At 67.9% G+C, this 16,455-nt stretch carries 20 protein-coding genes and 1 other RNA gene; 8 read left to right on the forward strand and 13 right to left on the reverse strand.

What is annotated here, in order from left to right; translation table 11 throughout:
* Nucleotides 1-5: 5 nt before the first annotated feature.
* Nucleotides 6-1,997, reverse strand: coding sequence for a bifunctional DedA family/phosphatase PAP2 family protein (locus tag H9654_RS05885; RefSeq protein WP_191769769.1), 1,992 nt, complete (start codon nucleotides 1,995-1,997; stop codon nucleotides 6-8).
* Between the two features lie 96 nt (nucleotides 1,998-2,093).
* Here H9654_RS05885 and H9654_RS05890 point away from each other — a divergent pair, with 96 nt between their 5' ends.
* The 3 genes from H9654_RS05890 to H9654_RS05900 all read left to right on the forward strand — a co-directional run bounded on the left by H9654_RS05890 (nucleotide 2,094) and on the right by H9654_RS05900 (nucleotide 4,661).
* Complete coding sequence (locus tag H9654_RS05890; protein ID WP_191769771.1) at nucleotides 2,094-2,756, forward strand: protein kinase family protein; 663 nt, start codon at nucleotides 2,094-2,096, stop codon at nucleotides 2,754-2,756.
* Between the two features lie 37 nt (nucleotides 2,757-2,793).
* On the forward strand, nucleotides 2,794-3,651 hold the full coding sequence (locus H9654_RS05895) for an SDR family oxidoreductase (protein ID WP_101098196.1): 858 nt from the start codon (nucleotides 2,794-2,796) through the stop codon (nucleotides 3,649-3,651).
* A 71-nt stretch (nucleotides 3,652-3,722) separates the two neighbouring features.
* The gene (locus H9654_RS05900) at nucleotides 3,723-4,661 is read left to right on the forward strand and encodes a YiiG family protein (RefSeq protein WP_191769773.1); all 939 of its coding nucleotides are present in this window, start codon (nucleotides 3,723-3,725) and stop codon (nucleotides 4,659-4,661) included.
* A gap of 40 nt (nucleotides 4,662-4,701) precedes the next feature.
* On the opposite strand, the gene H9654_RS05905 is transcribed toward H9654_RS05900, so the two are convergent.
* Entirely contained in the window at nucleotides 4,702-5,577 is an 876-nt protein-coding gene (locus H9654_RS05905; RefSeq protein ID WP_191769775.1) for an ion transporter, read from the reverse strand.
* A gap of 65 nt (nucleotides 5,578-5,642) precedes the next feature.
* Between H9654_RS05905 and H9654_RS05910 the strand changes: the two genes are divergently transcribed.
* A complete protein-coding gene (locus tag H9654_RS05910) occupies nucleotides 5,643-6,869 on the forward strand; it encodes an acetylornithine transaminase (RefSeq protein WP_191769777.1) in 1,227 nt (408 codons plus the stop codon).
* A gap of 31 nt (nucleotides 6,870-6,900) precedes the next feature.
* Here the strand turns inward: H9654_RS05910 and H9654_RS05915 are convergent, their stop codons facing one another.
* The gene (locus tag H9654_RS05915; protein ID WP_191769779.1) at nucleotides 6,901-7,515 is read right to left on the reverse strand and encodes an HAD-IA family hydrolase; all 615 of its coding nucleotides are present in this window, start codon (nucleotides 7,513-7,515) and stop codon (nucleotides 6,901-6,903) included.
* 105 nt (nucleotides 7,516-7,620) lie between these two features.
* Here H9654_RS05915 and azu point away from each other — a divergent pair, with 105 nt between their 5' ends.
* Nucleotides 7,621-8,070, forward strand: a complete 450-nt coding sequence (gene azu, locus H9654_RS05920; RefSeq protein WP_191769946.1) for an azurin — start codon at nucleotides 7,621-7,623, stop codon at nucleotides 8,068-8,070.
* Here azu and hemL read toward each other — a convergent pair.
* Nucleotides 8,067-9,347 carry a glutamate-1-semialdehyde 2,1-aminomutase gene (hemL, locus tag H9654_RS05925; protein WP_191769781.1) on the reverse strand — a complete coding sequence of 427 codons (1,281 nt, stop codon included), beginning with the start codon at nucleotides 9,345-9,347 and terminating at the stop codon, nucleotides 8,067-8,069. The genes azu and hemL overlap by 4 nt on opposite strands.
* Nucleotides 9,344-9,979, reverse strand: a complete 636-nt coding sequence (thiE, locus tag H9654_RS05930; protein WP_191769782.1) for a thiamine phosphate synthase — start codon at nucleotides 9,977-9,979, stop codon at nucleotides 9,344-9,346. The genes hemL and thiE overlap by 4 nt, the downstream gene beginning before the upstream one ends.
* Before the next feature lie 34 nt (nucleotides 9,980-10,013).
* Between thiE and H9654_RS05935 the strand changes: the two genes are divergently transcribed.
* Complete coding sequence (locus H9654_RS05935) at nucleotides 10,014-10,247, forward strand: rubredoxin (protein ID WP_406833456.1); 234 nt, start codon at nucleotides 10,014-10,016, stop codon at nucleotides 10,245-10,247.
* A gap of 21 nt (nucleotides 10,248-10,268) precedes the next feature.
* Here H9654_RS05935 and H9654_RS05940 read toward each other — a convergent pair whose 3' ends face one another.
* From H9654_RS05940 to H9654_RS05975, 8 genes are all read right to left on the reverse strand, one after another.
* Entirely contained in the window at nucleotides 10,269-11,114 is an 846-nt protein-coding gene (locus tag H9654_RS05940; protein WP_191769786.1) for a SirB1 family protein, read from the reverse strand.
* Between the two features lie 88 nt (nucleotides 11,115-11,202).
* The gene (locus H9654_RS05945; RefSeq protein WP_042612971.1) at nucleotides 11,203-11,649 is read right to left on the reverse strand and encodes a DUF192 domain-containing protein; all 447 of its coding nucleotides are present in this window, start codon (nucleotides 11,647-11,649) and stop codon (nucleotides 11,203-11,205) included.
* A gap of 61 nt (nucleotides 11,650-11,710) precedes the next feature.
* Complete coding sequence (gene rpiA / locus H9654_RS05950) at nucleotides 11,711-12,358, reverse strand: ribose-5-phosphate isomerase RpiA (RefSeq protein WP_101098205.1); 648 nt, start codon at nucleotides 12,356-12,358, stop codon at nucleotides 11,711-11,713.
* A gap of 21 nt (nucleotides 12,359-12,379) precedes the next feature.
* Nucleotides 12,380-12,859, reverse strand: a complete 480-nt coding sequence (locus H9654_RS05955; RefSeq protein WP_191769789.1) for an EVE domain-containing protein — start codon at nucleotides 12,857-12,859, stop codon at nucleotides 12,380-12,382.
* Nucleotides 12,856-13,443, reverse strand: coding sequence for a 5-formyltetrahydrofolate cyclo-ligase (locus H9654_RS05960; RefSeq protein WP_191769948.1), 588 nt, complete (start codon nucleotides 13,441-13,443; stop codon nucleotides 12,856-12,858). The genes H9654_RS05955 and H9654_RS05960 overlap by 4 nt, the downstream gene beginning before the upstream one ends.
* Nucleotides 13,444-13,537: 94 nt before the next feature.
* Nucleotides 13,538-13,723: non-coding RNA, 6S RNA (gene ssrS, locus H9654_RS05965), on the reverse strand.
* A gap of 80 nt (nucleotides 13,724-13,803) precedes the next feature.
* Nucleotides 13,804-14,097 carry a cell division protein ZapA gene (locus tag H9654_RS05970; RefSeq protein ID WP_101098310.1) on the reverse strand — a complete coding sequence of 98 codons (294 nt, stop codon included), beginning with the start codon at nucleotides 14,095-14,097 and terminating at the stop codon, nucleotides 13,804-13,806.
* On the reverse strand, nucleotides 14,094-14,315 hold the full coding sequence (locus tag H9654_RS05975) for a TIGR02449 family protein (RefSeq protein WP_057509155.1): 222 nt from the start codon (nucleotides 14,313-14,315) through the stop codon (nucleotides 14,094-14,096). Before H9654_RS05975 ends, H9654_RS05970 begins: the two co-directional genes overlap by 4 nt.
* Nucleotides 14,316-14,454: 139 nt before the next feature.
* Between H9654_RS05975 and H9654_RS05980 the strand changes: the two genes are divergently transcribed.
* Together H9654_RS05980 and H9654_RS05985 are read left to right on the forward strand one after the other, a co-directional pair.
* On the forward strand, nucleotides 14,455-15,003 hold the full coding sequence (locus H9654_RS05980) for a UPF0149 family protein (protein ID WP_191769791.1): 549 nt from the start codon (nucleotides 14,455-14,457) through the stop codon (nucleotides 15,001-15,003).
* Between the two features lie 20 nt (nucleotides 15,004-15,023).
* Nucleotides 15,024-16,346, forward strand: coding sequence for an aminopeptidase P N-terminal domain-containing protein (locus tag H9654_RS05985; protein ID WP_191769950.1), 1,323 nt, complete (start codon nucleotides 15,024-15,026; stop codon nucleotides 16,344-16,346).
* Nucleotides 16,347-16,455 lie beyond the last annotated feature (109 nt).

The raw sequence follows: 16,455 nt of genomic DNA on the forward strand, positions 1-16,455 counted from the left end.
AGGCGTTATTCGGTGCGCAGGCGCAGCACCGGCAGGCCCGATCCCGGATGCACGCCTTCCTGCATCGGCAGGCCGTCCACCGATGCCTTGACCGCCGCCATCGCCGGGTCGATCCCGCGCAGCGGGTGCCACATGCCGATCCACTCGAAGTGGCGGGTGAAACGCAGCGTCTGCGCACTGCCCAGCCACAGTGGCACGTCGCCGGGCTGCAGCACCTTGGTCGCCGGCCACAGGCGCAGCACGTGGCGCTCGTCCGGCCGCTCGCCATCGCGCACCATCAGCAGGCTTTCCACCTGCGTATCCAGCGTGGCCGGCAGCACCGGCAGCGCTTCCGGGCCGGTGTCCTGGTCGAGCATCAACAAGGCCTGTTCCCATCCGGCCTGCGGCTGCATCCTCCAGCCTTGTGATTCCAGCCGCGCCTGCAACGGGGCCAGCGGGCCGGCCACCTGCACGTCCAGCGGCCAGCGCTGGTCATCGTCGAATTCGTTGCGACGCGCCGGCATGGTCTGCCAGTCGTGCTGCCACCAGCGATCGGCCTGCAGCGGCGCCGGGGCGGCCTGGTGCGGTTCGAAGCGTTCCAGCTTGACCGGGATGTTGCGCGGTGCGTACCACACCGCCGCCAGCACGAACGTGCCGTAGAACAGCCAGGCGACCGGCTTGACCCAGAACGAACGGTTGAAGCGGCGACGGTAGGCGATGCCCAGCACCAGCAGCCAGAACAGCCCGAACAGCATGCCGCCGATCACATCGCTCAGCCAGTGCGCGCCGAGGTAGATGCGCGAAAAACCGATCAGGCTGACCACGAAACCGGACACCAGGTAGGGCCACACGCGGGTCCGGCCAGGCAGCTCCCGGGCGATCAGCACGGCGAAGAAACCGAAGGTGATCGTCGCCATGGTTACCGAGACCGACGGGAAGCCGAAGCCGCTGCTGGCATCCGGCGGGCGCACCACGTCCACGGTGGCGCCCAGCAGCATCGTCAGTGCCAGGCCGAAGGCCAGTGCCGCCAGCCAATGTGCGGCGGCCATCCAGCGCCGACGCCAGAGCAGGTACCCCATGCCGACCGCGGTGGCCGGCAGCAGCACCTGCCAGGCGCCCAGCGAGGCCAGCGCGGCCATCGGATGATCAGCCAGCGGGTTGCGCAGCGCGAGCATGGCCTGGTGCACGGCCAGGTCGATGCTGAGCGGCTCGCCGTGCGCCACCACCACCATCAGCAGTGCGAACCAGCACCAGCCGAGCACCAGCAGCATCAGCGCCAGCATCGCCAGCGGCACCGATTCGCGCCGCTGCGGATCGAATACCGACACCGAGTAACGCCCCAGCGTGGGGTGGCGCTGCGACCAGTCCAGCAGCCGCGCCAGCCAGGTATCCATGCGTGCGGCCGACCAGCGATAGCCATACAGCACGATGGCCCACACCAGCCCGAGGATCACGCCGAGCAGGCCAACCACCACCACCAGCCGCCCGGCGACCGCCGCGACGGCGTCATACGCCCCGCCCAGCACCCAGCCCGGCAACAGGAACAACACCGCCCAGGACACGCTGGCGATGGCGCTGGCCCGCATGTAGCGGCTGGCCTGCATCTTCATCATGCCGGCGATGGCCGGCACGAACGGCCGGATGGCGCCCACGTAACGGGCCACCAGGATGCTCTTGAAGGCATTGCGGCGGAACATCGTTTCGCCGCGGTCCAGCAGCTGTGGATAGCGGCTGAAAGGGAACACGCCGCGCAGTCGGTCGCCCCAGCGGCGGCCGATCCAGTAACTGATGCCATCGCCGGCGAACGCGCCCAGCGCCGCACAGGCCACCGCATACGGGCCGGATATCTGCCCCAGGCCGATGAACACGCCCACCGCGAACAACAACGGCAGGGCAGGCACGATGGCGCCCAGGATGATGACCGCATCGCAGAAGGCGATGAGGAAGATGGCTGCACCGGCAAGCACCGGATTGGCGGCAATCCAGGCGAGGGTGGCGTCGATCCATGAAGAGTCCATCGCCGGATTATAAAGGCGTGCAGGTGACTGGTTGCCTGCTTGATGCAGGCTGATCGAGACACGTGGCTCCTCTGGAGGGATCGCCTAGAATGGGCCATGGCAGATAACCGCACGCTCGCGCAGCACGCGCTCAAGTCAGACAGTTTCGGCCGCATCCTGCTGGTGCAGCAGGCCGACGGCCATTTCCTGCGTCGCGACCTGGGTGCTACGCCGTGGTGGTTGCGGGTGCCTGCCTGGTGGCTGGCGCGACGCGAAGCGCGCGCGTTGCGGCACATCGATGGCATGCAGGCGGTGCCGAAGCTGCTGGCATGGGACGGCCGCTGGCTGGACCGCAGCTTCATGGCCGGCGATGCGATGTACCAGCGGCCGCCACGCGGCGACGTGGCCTGGTTCCATGATGCGCGCCGCCTGCTGCAGGAACTGCACCGGCGCGGGGTGGCACACAACGACCTGGCCAAGGAAGCCAACTGGCTGGTGACCGAAGCCGGGCATCCGGCGTTGATCGATTTCCAGCTGGCGGTGATCGGCAACCCGCGTTCGCGCTGGATGCGCCTGCTGGCGCGCGAAGACCTGCGCCATCTGCTCAAGCACAAACGGATGTACTGCCGCGCATCGCTGACGCCGGTGGAAATGCGCGTGCTCAAGCGCACCTCGTGGGTGCGTGAGCTGTGGTTCGCCACCGGCAAGCCGGTCTATCGTTTCGTCACCCGGCGCATCCTGCACTGGGAGGACAACGAGGGACAGGGGCCCAAGCCCTGAGGCCGCGCTGCCGCCGCGCGAGGTGGGCGCGCGCATAATGCAGCGTCGGCGTTGGCCGGTGACCAGGAGAAACGTGGTGTCCAACCTGCAGGGCAAGACTCTATTCATCACCGGCGCATCGCGCGGGATCGGGCTGGCGATCGCCCTGCGTGCGGCGCGCGATGGCGCCAACGTGGCCATCGCGGCCAAATCCTCGGTGGCCAACCCGAAACTGCCCGGCACCATCCACAGTGCCGCCGAAGCGGTCACCGCCGCTGGCGGGCAGGCGCTGGCGCTGAAGTGCGACATCCGCGAGGAAGACCAGGTGCAGGCGGCGGTTGCCGCGGCCGTGGACACCTTCGGCGGCATCGACATCCTGGTCAACAATGCCAGTGCGATCTGGCTGCGCGGCACCCTGGAGACGCCGATGAAGCGCTTCGACCTGATGCAGCAGGTCAACGCGCGTGGCAGTTTCCTGTGCGCGCAGGCCTGCCTGCCGTACCTGCTGCAGGCGCCCAACCCGCACATCCTGAGCCTGGCGCCGCCGCCCAGCCTGGACCCGAAGTGGTGGGGGCCGCATACCGGCTATACGTTGGCCAAGATGGGCATGAGCCTGGTCACGCTGGGGCTGGCGGCGGAGTTCGGCCCACGCGGGGTGGCTGTCAATGCGCTGTGGCCACGCACGGTGATCGCCACCGATGCGATCAACATGATCCCGGGCGTGGACGTGCAGGGATGCCGCACGCCGCAGATCGTGGCCGATGCCGCGCACGCGGTGCTGGTGCGCGAAGCGGCCGGCTTCCACGGCCAGTTCCTGCTCGATGACGAGGTGCTCGCCGCGGCCGGCGTGACCGATCTTTCCGGTTACGCGGTGGATCCCGCGCATCGACTGCTGCCGGATCTTTTCCTGGATTGATTCAACGGCGCGTTGACGGCGGCGTCTGCTATGGTGCGCGGCTGTAATCGTTTCCAACAGGGAAGTACCCCATGAATCCGACCTTCCGTACGGCCTTGCTCGCGGCCTCCGTTGCGCTGTGCCTGGCCGCCTGCCAGAAGGGCGCATCGACGCCTGCCGCGAATGAGGGCGCCGACAAGATCAACGCCTACATCGCCTGCTTCAACGGCGTGCAGCAGCCGATCCAGGAAAGCTTCCAGCGCTATGTTTCGTGGATCGCCGATCCGGCGGCCGGCCCCACCGGCAAGGAAGAAACCGTACGCGCACCGGGCACGGTGCTGTCCCACCGCGTCGAGTTCTGCGGCGCGCCGCTGACCGCCGCCCTGGCACAGCAGCCGGCCAACGCGGCGCTGGATCCGGCCGCGCGCCGTTACCAGGAAACCTTCACCGCGCTCAACGAGAAGATCGGCGATGCCGTGCGTTATTACGATCGCGAAGACTACAAGCGCGATGGCGGTGAGGGCATGCGCCAGCGGCATGCGCCGCTGATGCAGGCCTATTCGGCGTTCTTCGAAGCCGGTGATGCGATGGATGCGGCGCTGGAAGCGAACGAAGACCAGCGCCGCAAGGAGCAGATCGCGGCGATCGAGAAGGAAGAGGGACGCAGTGCGGCGTTCTACCACCTGAGCATCATCGGCGAGGGCAAGCAGCTGGTGAAGGTGCTGGACGGCGACGCGCCGGACCTCGCCGCCGGCCGTGCACAACTGGCGCGCTACCAGGCCGTGCTGGAAGAAGCGGCCAAGGCGAAGGTCGGCCAGGGCGATCCGATGTGGGGCCACATGGAGCGTTCGGCCGATAAGCTGGCCAGCGAGGGCGGGCGCCGCATCGAACGCCTGCAGGCCAACCAGCCGTTGAGCCGCAGTGACCAGATCCTGCTGGAGAGCGGTGGCATGCCGCCGTCCGGCACCGCGCCGGCGCTGCTGGCCAGCTACAACGACCTGGTCGACATGAGCAACCGCATGGCACGTTGAGGTCGGCAGGGTGGGGGGGCGCGCCTGCGCCGCCCGCCCGTTACACCTGGTTGAACAGGTCCGGCAGGGGCTCGGCGCACTGCCGGCAATAGCGTGCGTCGGGCGCGTGGCCTTCCAGCCCGCAGCGCAGGCAGCCACGTCCATCGCGTTTCTCGTTGTGCTCGGCCTCGCGCATCGTGCTGGCCAGTTCGGCGGTGTAGATGCCGGTCGGCACCGCGATGATGCTGTAGCCGATCAGGATCAGGACGGAGGTGACGAAGCGGCCGAGCATGGTCTGCGGCACGATGTCGCCGAAGCCGACCGTGGCCATGGTCACCACCGCCCAGTACATGCTGCTGGGGATGCTGGTGAAGCCGTTGTGCGGCCCTTCGATCAGGTACATCAGCGCACCGGCGATGATGGTGATGGTGATGACCGTGAACAGGAACACCAGGACTTTGCGCCGGCTGCGCCACAGCGCCAGCATCAGCACGCCGCTTTCTTCGATGTAACGGGTCAGCTTGAGGATGCGGAACACCCGCAGGATGCGCAGCGCACGCACCACCAGCAGGCTCTGCGCGCCGGGGATGAACAGGGACAGGTAGGTCGGCAGGATCGACAGCAGGTCGATGATTCCCCAGATGCTGACCGCGTAGCGCAGCGGGCGCTTCACCACCGCCAACCGCAGCACGTATTCCAGCGTGAACATCGCCGTGAACGCCCATTCCAGCACGTACAGGCCTGCGGCCCAGCGCAGGTGCAGGTGCTGCACGCTGTCGACCATCACCACGATGACGCTGGCGATGATCGCCAGCACCAGCAGCAGGTCGAAGTTGCGCGAAGGCTGGGTGTCGTGGCGGTAGATGATGTCGAACCAGTACCGGCGCCAGCCGGTGGCGCTGGCGGGATTGAGCTGTGGAGCGGAGAAAGGGCGCATGGGCGCATTGTGCCGCACCGGCTGCGGGGCGAGAATGGGCGCTTTCCGAAGCTCGCCGGACCGCCATGACCGCCGCCACCGACCCCCTGATTTCCCTGTCGCACTACTACCTGCCGGTGTACAAGCCGCGCCAGGTCGTGCTCGAGCGCGGGCAGGGCGCGCGCGTCTGGGATTCGCAGGGCCGCGAGTACATCGACCTGGCGGCGGGCATCGCCGTGTGCGGCCTGGGCCACAACGATCCGGACCTGACGGCGGCGCTGCTGGAACAGGCCGGAAAGCTGTGGCACACCAGCAATGTGTTCTACAGCGCCCCGCCGCTGCACCTGGCCGAGGAACTGGTGAAGGCCAGCCGTTTCGCCGAGCGCGTGTTCCTGTGCAACTCCGGTGCCGAAGCCAACGAAGTGGCGATCAAGATGGTGCGCAAGTGGGCTTCATCGCAGGGGCGCCCGGCGGATCGGCGGGTCATCGTCACCTTCCGCGGCAGCTTCCACGGCCGCACCCTGGCAGCAGTGACCGCCACGGCCCAGCCGAAGTACCAGGAAGGCTACGAGCCGCTGCCGCAGGGCTTCCGCTACGTGGATTTCAACGATGAAGTGCAGCTGGAAACCGCGATGGCCGCCGGTGACGTGGCCGCAGTGATGCTGGAGCCGGTGCAGGGCGAGGGCGGGGTGATGCCGGCCAAGCCGGGCTTCCTCAAGCGCGTGCGTGAACTGTGCGACCAGCACGGTGCGCTGCTGGTGCTGGATGAGATCCAGGCCGGCATGGGCCGCACCGGTACCCTGTTCGCGCACTGGCAGGATGGCGTGGTGCCGGACATGGTGACCCTGGCCAAGGCGCTCGGCGGCGGCTTCCCGATCGGCGCGATGCTGGCCGGCCCGAAGGTCGCCGAGACCATGCAGTTCGGCGCCCATGGCACCACCTTCGGCGGCAATCCGCTGGCCGCTGCGGTGGCGCGGGTGGCGTTGCGCAAGCTGGCTTCCGATGAAATCGCCGCCAACGTCGAGCGCCAGTCACGCGCGCTGCGCGATGGCTTGGAGCGCATCAATGCCGAGTTCGGCGTGTTCGGGCAGGTGCGTGGACGCGGGCTGATGCTCGGTGCGGTGCTGTCCAAGGACCACCTGGGCCAGGCTGGCGTGATCCTGGATCACGCGGCCGAACACGGCCTGCTGACCCTGCAGGCCGGTCCGGACGTGCTGCGTTTCGTGCCTTCGCTGAACATCAGCGACGAGGAAATCGCCGAAGGCCTCAAGCGCCTGCGCGCAGCCGTGGCCAGCTATATCGCCGCACGCTGAGCGCTGCGGACGCAATGACGGCCTCCGGCCGTCATTGCAGGCCGTGGCGCTTCAGCACGCGGCCCACGCTGCGCCCATCGCGCACGGTTTCGGCCTGCAGGCCCGCCAGCCGCGCACCGCGCACGTTGGTGAACAGGTCATCGATGAACAGCGTGCGCGACGGCGCGGCCTGCAGTCGCTGCAGCGCGCGTTGGTACAGCGCCTGATCAGGTTTGCGGCCACCCAGCGCGCCGCTGCACAGCAGGCCCTCGCCCACGCGGTGGCACAGCGTCGGCAGCAGGGCGCGAAGCACCTCGGCCATCAACGGCCCGTTGTTGGTCAGCACACCGATGCGCACGGATTCGGAAAGGGCCAGGATCCGCTGCACCACCTCGGCGCGCGGCCGCGATGCCGCCAGCCGTGCCTGGATCCACAGCGCCTCGCTGACCTCGGCCTGCAAGGCCTCGCTCAACGCATGCAGGTAAGCCGCGGTACTGATCGCACCACTGTCGTAGCGCGTTTCCAGGCCAGTTCCGGACAGCACCTGCTGCACCTGCGCGCTGTCCACGCACAGGCTGCGGGCAAGATGCCGCACACGCACGCTGCGCTGGTAATCCAGCAGCACGCCGTCCACGTCCAGCAGCAGCAACTCGATGCTCGGTTTCATGACCGGAGCATGCCCGATATGCCGGCGGGGGGGGGGGGGGCGCCCCCCCCCGCGCTGCCCTTCCTTCCTACAATGGAGCGCACCAGCAACCAGGAGCAGCCAATGATGAAGCAATGGGCATGGGGGGCAGGGCTGGGCGCGGTGCTGTTGGCCCCGTCGGCGATGGCGCGCGTCTGCGCGGTGAACATCGACAGCACCGACCAGATGACCTTCAGTGCGCGTGAGATCACGCTCGCCGCCGACTGCACCGAAGTGGCCCTGACACTGCGCCACACCGGCCGCATGGCGGCCACCGCGATGGGCCACAACTGGGTGCTGACGCGCACCGCCGATTATCAGCCGGTGGCAATGGCCGGCATGCGCGGCACGCTCGCCGACAGCTACCTGCCCAAGGGCGATCCGCGCGTGCTGGCGCATACCAAGGTGATCGGCGGCGGGCAGAGTACCAGCGTCCGGTTCTCCACCCGCGCCCTGCAGAAAGGCGGCGACTACACCTTCTTCTGCTCGTTCCCCGGCCACTTCGCGATGATGAAAGGCAGGCTGGTGTTCGGTTAGGCCTTGAAGGCGATGCGGGCGGCGGCGAGGGTGGCCTCGATCACCGCATCGTCGTGTGCGCTGGACAGGAAGCCCGCCTCGTAGGCGGACGGAGCCAGGAACACGCCCTGTTCCAGCATCGCGTGGAAGAAACGGTTGAAGGCGGGGATGTCACAGGCAGTGGCCTGGGCATAGGTCTCTACCTTCTGGTCGGTGAAGAACAGGCCGAACATGCCGCCCACCTGGGTGGTGGTCACGCTCACGCCGGCCTCGGCGGCGGCCTGTTCCAGGCCCGCGCACAGGCGCGCAGCGCGCGCCGACAACTGCGCGTGGAAGCCCGGCTGCTGCACCAGCTCCAGCATCGCAAGGCCCGCGGCCATCGCCACCGGATTGCCGCTCAGCGTGCCGGCCTGGTAGATCGGGCCGGCCGGTGAGATCTGCTGCATCAGCTCGCGCTTGCCGCCGTAAGCGCCCACCGGCATGCCGCCGCCGATGATCTTGCCGAAGGTGGTCAGGTCCGGGGTGATGCCGTAGTGCGCCTGTGCGCCGCCCAGCGCAACCCGGAACCCGGTCATTACTTCATCGAAGATCAGCACGGTGCCGAAGCGCGTGCACAGCTCGCGCAGGTGCTGCAGGTAGCCCTCGCGCGGCGGGATGCAGTTGGCATTGCCGACCACCGGTTCGATGATCAAGCCGGCGATCTGCTCGCCCTGGGCTTCGAACAGCGCGGTGGCGGCATCGAAATCGTTGTAGGGCAGGGTCAGGGTCAGCTCGCTCAGGCCGGCCGGCACGCCCGGTGAGGTCGGCACGCCGAGGGTCAGCATGCCGCTGCCGGCCTTGACCAGGAACGAGTCGCCATGGCCGTGGTAGCAGCCTTCGAACTTGACGATGCGGCTGCGGCCGGTGGCACCGCGCGCCAGGCGGATCGCCGACAGCGTGGCTTCGGTACCGGAGTTGACCATCCGCACCATCTCGCAGGAGGGCACCAGCCGGGTCAGCGTCTGCGCCATGGTGACTTCCGCCGCGCACGGCGCGCCGAAGGACAGGCCACTGTCAGCGGCCTTCTTGACGGCCTGGCGCACCGCCGGGTGGTTGTGGCCGACGATCATCGGGCCCCACGAACCGACGTAGTCGATGTAACGGTTGCCATCCACGTCGTACAGGTAGGCGCCGTCGGCGCGTTCGACGAAGAACGGCTCGCCGCCCACCGACTTGAACGCGCGCACCGGCGAATTGACGCCACCGGGCAGCAGCGCCTGGGCGCGGGTGAACAGGGCGTGGGACTGGTCGTGGTTCATGCGGGATCCTTGAAGCAGGCGAGATAGGCATGCAGGGCGGAGACCGGGTCGGCGGCCTCGAACACGCTGCTGATCACCGCCACCAGGTCTGCACCGGCGGCGATGACGGGACCGACATTGTCCGGCGTCAGCCCGCCGATCGCCACCCGCGGCACGCCCAGTGCGGCGCTTTGCCGCAGCAGCTCCGGGGTGGCGCGGCGGCTGGTCGCCTTGCTGCGGCTGGGGAAGAAGGCACCGAAGGCCACGTAGCTGGCGCCCGCGGCGACCGCCTGCTGCGCCAGCATCTGTTCGTCGTAACAGGACGCACCGATCAGCGCCGCCGGCCCCAGCAGCGCGCGTGCCGCCGCCACGCCGCCGTCGTCTTCACCGATATGCACGCCGGCCGCGCCGACCGCATGCGCCAGCGCTGCGTCGTCGTTGATCAGCAGCGGCACGCCGTGACGTCCGCACAGCGCCTGCAGCGCGGTCGCCTGCTCGTGGCGCAGGGCCGCCGTGGCAGTCTTGTTGCGGTATTGCAGCCACGTGGTGCCGGCGGCGAGCAGGGGCTCGACACGGGCCAGCAGGCGCGCGGTATCGGCTTCGTCGGGCGTGATCAGGTACACGCCGCGAGGCGTGGCAGGTACTTGGGACATGGATGGCTACCGGTTGCGTGGCCACGATGGGACAATGGCCGGGAAGTGCATAGAAGGACGTCATTTTGAAGGGGAACATCCGATGAGCGACACCCCCCGGTTCCGCACCTGGATGTGCGTGGTCTGCGGATTCCTGTACCACGAAGCGGACGGGCTGCCCGAGGAGGGCATCGCACCGGGCACGTCCTGGGACGATGTCCCCGGAACCTGGACCTGCCCGGACTGCGGCGTGACCAAGGATGACTTCGAGATGGTCGAGCTGGACTGAGGCGGGCGTCGTAGCGGCGGCTCAATGCAGCCGCGTGCGCGGCCCGCCCAGGTCCACCAGTTTCTCGCGCAGGGCCTGCGCGTCGCCCGCATCGGGATTGCGCTGCACGTAACGCCCGAGGTCGCGACGCGCACCGGCCAGGTACTCCAGCTTCAGGTAGGCCAGGCCGCGATCGCGCAGCGCCTCGTCGTTTTCCGGCGCCAGTTTCAGCAGGCGGTCGGCACTGCGCGCCGCACGGTCCCACTGGTGGTTTTCCGCATAGACGCCCTGCAGGTTGCGCAGCATGCGCATCAGGATCGCGCGGCTTGGCGCGGCGTCGAGGATCTGCGCCAGCACCTGGTCGTCCGGTCGCTGGCCACCCAGGTGGGAGCTTGCGCGCTCGCGCAGTTCTTCCACGCCCAGCGGCCGGCCGCCGTTGAACGGATCCATCACCAGCATGCCTTCTTCCATCGGCAGGCGCACCAGGAAGTGGCCGGGGAAGGACACCCCGTCCAGCGCGATGCCAAGCCGCCGCGCGACCTCCATCTGCACCAGGGCCAACGAGATCGGATTGCCCAGGCGGCGTTCGAAGACTTCGTTGAGGTAGCTGTTGCGCGGATCGTAGTATTCGTCGTGGTCCCCGCTGTAACCCAGCTCATCGAACAGATGGCGGTTGATCGCGGCCATCTTCAGCGGTGCTGAAGGGATGATCTCCACTTCCGCGCGCAGGTGGTCGACGTGGGTCTGCACCGTCGCGTCGTACACCGTCGGGTCCAGCGCGGGATATTCGTCGCGCGCGATCAGCAACGCAGTGGGCAGCAGTGGCAGCGACTCGTCGTCGAGTTCGGCCAGGGTGTCCCAGTCGGGCAATGTGATGCGCTCCTGCATGCCTACACACTGGCGGCAATGCCGCAAGGTTTCAAGCTGCAGCAGGTGAAAGAATGCCGGCCGACGGCCGGCATCCTGGTCCTTCCGGTCAGAGCGGCGGGATGCCCGGGCCCAGCTTCAGTTCAGTGCCGTCCTTCAACTTGATCTTCTCCGCCTGGCCGGCGTTCAGCTCCAGCACGTAGCGTGCCGGCCCACTGCTGGGATACGGCGGGCAACGGTCACCCGCCGAGCACGGCGGCACATCGCGCTGCTGGCTGACCAGCCTGCGTGCACTGTCGAAGTACAGGATGTCCAGGCCGATCCGGGTGTTCTTCATCCAGTAGGCGAGGGGTTCCTCGCGGTCATGGATGAAGAGCATGCCGTGGTCTTCGGGCAGGCTGTCGCGGAACATCAGGCCGCGCGCGCGGGTTTCATCGTTCTGCGCAAGTTCCACCTTGTAGCGGGCGCCATCGAGTTCCACCCAGTGCTGGGACGCACCGGTGGCGCAGCCGGCCAGCGCGAGCAGCGGCAGCAGGAGCAGGGAACGGATAGACATGGAATTTTCCTTGAGAGGGGAAACAGTCAGGCGGGACTTGCAGCGCACGCCCCGCAGGGAATCAGAGCACCACCGGCGGTTCGCCGCCGACGATCACCACATCGGCGCGGCGGCGCGCGAACAGGCCCACGCAGACCACGCCGGGCAGCTGGTTGAGCTCACGCTCGAGCTTTTCCGGATCGGTGATCTGCAGGTGGTGGATGTCCAGGATCTGGTTGCCGTTGTCGGTCACCACGCCCTCGCGCCAGGTCGGCTGGCCGGCGGTCATGTCGCGGATCTGGCGGGCGACCAGGCTGCGTGCCATCGGGATCACTTCTACCGGCAGCGGGAACCGCCCCAGCACCGGCACCTGCTTGGACGGGTCCACGATGCAGATGAAGCGCTCGCTGGCCTCGGCGATGATCTTCTCGCGGGTCAGTGCGGCACCGCCGCCCTTGATCAGGCACTTGCCCGGATCACACTCGTCGGCGCCGTCGACATACAGCGACAGCGTGCCGGTGTGGTTGAGCTCCAGCACCTCGATGCCGAGCTGCTTCAGGCGCGCGGTGCTTTGTTCGGAACTGGACACCGCGCCCTTGATGCGGTGCTGGATGCGGCCCAGCGCATCGATGAAGTAGGCGACCGTGGAGCCGGTGCCGACCCCGACGATCATGCCGTCTTCGACGTATTCGATGGCTTTTTCAGCGGCCAGGCGCTTGGCTTCGGACATGCGGGCGGTCTCGATGGAGGATCAGGATCTGCGTTCCAGCGACAGCAGCAGCTTCCACTGCGCGGCCGTCACCGGGAACACGGAAAGGCGGTTGCCCTTGGCGGTGAGCGGGAAACCCTCGCCCAGCGCATCGGCGTGCAGCTTGATTTCATCCAGCGCGATGACGCGCTCCAGCTTGCGCTCGAAGTCCACGTCCACCAGCATCCAGCGCGGCTCTTCGCGGGTGGCCTTGGGGTCGTGGTAGTCCGATTCCGGATCGAACTGGGTGTCATCGGGATAGGCGGCACTGGCCACCGTGGCGATGCCGACGATGCCAGGCACCTTGGTGTTGGAGTGGTAGAACAGGATGCCGTCGCCGACGTGCATCCCGTCGCGCATGAAATTGCGCGCCTGGTAATTGCGGACGCCGTTCCAGGGCTCGGTGCCGACGCGTTCCAGGTCGTCGATGGAAAAGGCGTCCGGTTCGGACTTCATCAGCCAGTAGCGCTTGCGGGCGGTCATGCGGTCACGTGCGAGGCGAAAAGGGTGTCGGCTTCGGTGCAGATGGCGTCCACCGCCACGTCCCAGGACGCGACCGGCAACGCATCGACGTGCTGCACGGCAAATGCCGCGCCGACCAGCCACGGCGGAGCAGGGCGGTCGTGCCGGAAGGCGAAGCTGCGATCATACCAGCCCCCTCCCATGCCCAGCCGGCCGCCCTGTGCGTCGAAGCCGACCAGCGGGGTCACCACCAGGTCCATCGCGCCGGCATCCAGCGTATCGGCAGGGTCCAGGTCGGGTTCGGGAATGCCGAAACGGTTCTGCCGCAGCGCCTGGCCCGGACGCCAGGGCGCGAAGCGCAGGACGTTTTCGTGCAGCACCGGCAGGCAGTAGGTCACCGTGTCGGGCAAGGTCAACTGCCAGCGGTGCAGGGCGATTTCGCCATCCATCGCCCAGTAACCGGCCACATGCCCGCGTTGCGGGGCGAACGGCAGGGCCAGCAGGCGTGCAGCGAGGCGGTCGGCGGCGTCGATCCGGGCGGCAGCGGGCAGGTCACGGCGACGCTGCCTGAGTTCGGCGCGCAGCGCGTTGCGGGGGGCGGGTATCGAGGGGGGCGATGAGGGCATGGCGCTATTGTGCCGCGCCGCCGAGCGGAAAAAACAAAGGCGACATCCGAAGACGCCGCCTTTGTCGAATATTGCATTCTCCGCGATGACGATGCATGCGAAACGACCTTGAACCCAGGGGCTCAAGTGGGAACGCTGGGGAACCATCGGGCTTCCCGCTGCAAGGCGGACATGCACTCCCGGCGCCGTCGCGCTCCCGGTGTCGTTCTTAAGGGACAAGGCGAATGTTTGCACATGCCGTCGTGTACCGCAGAGAACGCAGGAACAGTATAACCAGCTCGCTGCGCAGGGGGAGTCCGTTCGTCGGCAACAGTGCGTGCCAATTCAGACTCCACGATGTTACGCGTCGATCGCGCGGTCCAGGCGACGGTTCATGTCGGCCAACGTCTGCTGCAGGGCGACGGCCTGGCGGGCGTTTTCATCGCGCAGCTGCTGCAGCTCATGTGCCAGGTTCAATGCCGCCAGCACGGCGACGCGGTCGACGGCCGCCATGCGGTTGCTGCCGCGGATTTCGCGCATCTTCGCGTCCAGCAGGCGCGAGGCGGCCACCAGGCTGTCGCGCTCCTCGGCGGTGACCCCGACCGTGTAATCGCGATCAAGCAGGCGGACGTTTACCGGTTCGGCACCGCTCATGTGTGCTGCTCCAGGGATTTGAGCCGGGTGATCATCGCTTCCACGCGCGAGCGGGCCTGCTCGTTCTTGGCCAGCAGCGTGGAGCGTTCGTTTACCAGCTGTTCCTGCTGGTGGCGCAGGCTGCGGTTCTCCTCGGCCAGCCGCTGGTTACGCTCAAGCAGCGCCTCCACCCGGGCGGCGAAGGCCTGCAACTGGTCGAGCGGGCTGGGATGGTCCATGGCGGCAAGAGTCTCAGGGCCGTTGATGACGGTCAAGCGTCAGCGGCACGGGCTGCGGGGCGACGCGCCACGTTCTAAACTAGTCCATCGACGACACAGGCAGCAAGGCGTGTCGTCCCCATCACCTATGAGCCCGCAGATGACCGAACTTCCTTCCATCGACGACGTTTCCCGTGCCAGCGCAGCGCTCGGGCTGGGCGCCAGCCCGGCCGAGCTGCACGGCGGCCTGTGTGGCTGGCTGGCCGCTGGCGGCGCGCCGGGCAATGACTGGCCGGCCCGCGTGCTGGCCGACGATGCGCTGCAGCCGGTGGCCGAGGGCAGCGCGCTGGCGCAGTTGCTGGAGGTGACCATCAAGCAGCTGGAGGACCGTGATTTCGGCTTCGAGCTGCTGCTCAGCGACAGCACCGAGACCGAGCCGCAGGTGGATGCCCTGTTCACCTGGGCGCGCGCGTTCCTGGGAGGCTTCGGGCTGGGTTCGGGGCACAAGCGCCCGGCGCTGTCCGAAGAGGGCGAGGAGGCCCTGAACGACCTGGCCAAGCTGGCCCAGGCGTCCAGCGAGGACTTCGACAGTGACGGCGAGGACGACGACGAAGCGCTGGCCGAGATCGAGGAATTCATCCGCATTGCCGTGCTGCTGCTGCACGGTGACTGCGTGATGGCCGCGCGCCACCGCCAGCGCCTGAACTGATGGCCGGCGATCGATTGGACCTGCGCCAGCGCACCGGGATCGGCGCGGCCGAGTACAAGCGGCGCCGACGCCAGTTGATGGAGATGGCCGGCGATGAGGCGATCCTGGTGCTGCCGGCCGCCTCGGAGAAAGTGCGCAGCCTGGATACGCATTACCCGTACCGCCAGGATTCGGATTTCCAGTACCTCAGCGGCTTCCCGGAGCCCGAAGCGGTGCTGGTGCTGATTCCCGGGCGCCGGCACGGCGAGGTCATCCTGTTCTGCCGCGAACGCGATGCCGAGCGTGAAGCCTGGGATGGCAGTCGGGCCGGCCAGGAAGGCGCCGTGGCGGATTTCGGCATGGACGACGCCTATCCCATCGAGGACCTCGACGACATCCTGCCGGGGATGCTGGAAGGGCGCTCGCGGGTGTATTACCACTTCGGGCGCGATGCGGATTTCGACCTGAAGCTGATCGGCTGGGTCAACCGCGTACGTTCGCAGGTACGCCATGGCGCGCAGCCCCCGCACGAGTTCCAGGAGCTGGGCCATCTGCTGCACGAGCAGCGCCTGTTCAAGTCCGGCGCGGAGATCGCGCTGATGGAACAGGCCGCGCAGATCAGCGTGCAGGCACACTGCGCGGCGATGCGGGCTGCGCGCGCGGGCATCCATGAGTATGAGCTGCAGGCCGAGCTGGAGCGGGTGTTCCGCGCCCATGATGCGTGCCCGGCGTATTCGAGCATCGTCGGTGCAGGGCGCAACGGCTGCATCCTGCATTACCGCGACAACAACGCGCGTACGCGCGACGGTGAGCTGGTGCTGATCGATGCCGGCGCGGAGTACCGTGGTTATGCCAGCGACATCACCCGCACCTTCCCGGTCAACGGTCGCTTCACTGCCGAACAACGCGCGCTGCACGATCTGGTGGGCGCCGCACAGGCGGCCGCGCTGGCGCAGGCACGGCCGGGCGTGGCGTATGAAGCGGGCCACCTGGCCGCGGTGCAGGTGCTGACCGAGGGGCTGTTGCGGCTGGGGCTGCTCAGGGGGAGCGTGGAGGACAACATCGCCCAGGAGCAGTACAAGCGCTTCTATCGCCACAAGACCGGGCACTGGATCGGGATGGACGTGCACGACGTCGGTGATTACCGCCTGGCGGGTGAGTCGCGGCTGCTGGAGCCGGGCATGGTGTTCACCATCGAGCCGGGGTTGTATGTCGGTGCCGACGACACCAGCGTGGAGGCGCGCTGGCGCGGCATCGGCATCCGCACCGAGGATGACGTGCTGATCACCGCTGATGGGCATCGGGTGTTGACCGAGGGCCTGGCGCGCAGCGCCGACGAGATCGAAGCGTTCATGCAGGGGTGAGGGGGTTTGCCGGGCCTGCGGCCCGGCGGCCCGCTTTTCAAGCAACTTCAACGTCAAAAGCGTGCAGGGCTGGGTGTTGGTGGGGGGGGGGGGGGGGGGGGGGGTGGGG

This window comes from Stenotrophomonas lacuserhaii, assembly GCF_014836545.1.
Lineage (GTDB): Bacteria > Pseudomonadota > Gammaproteobacteria > Xanthomonadales > Xanthomonadaceae > Stenotrophomonas > Stenotrophomonas lacuserhaii.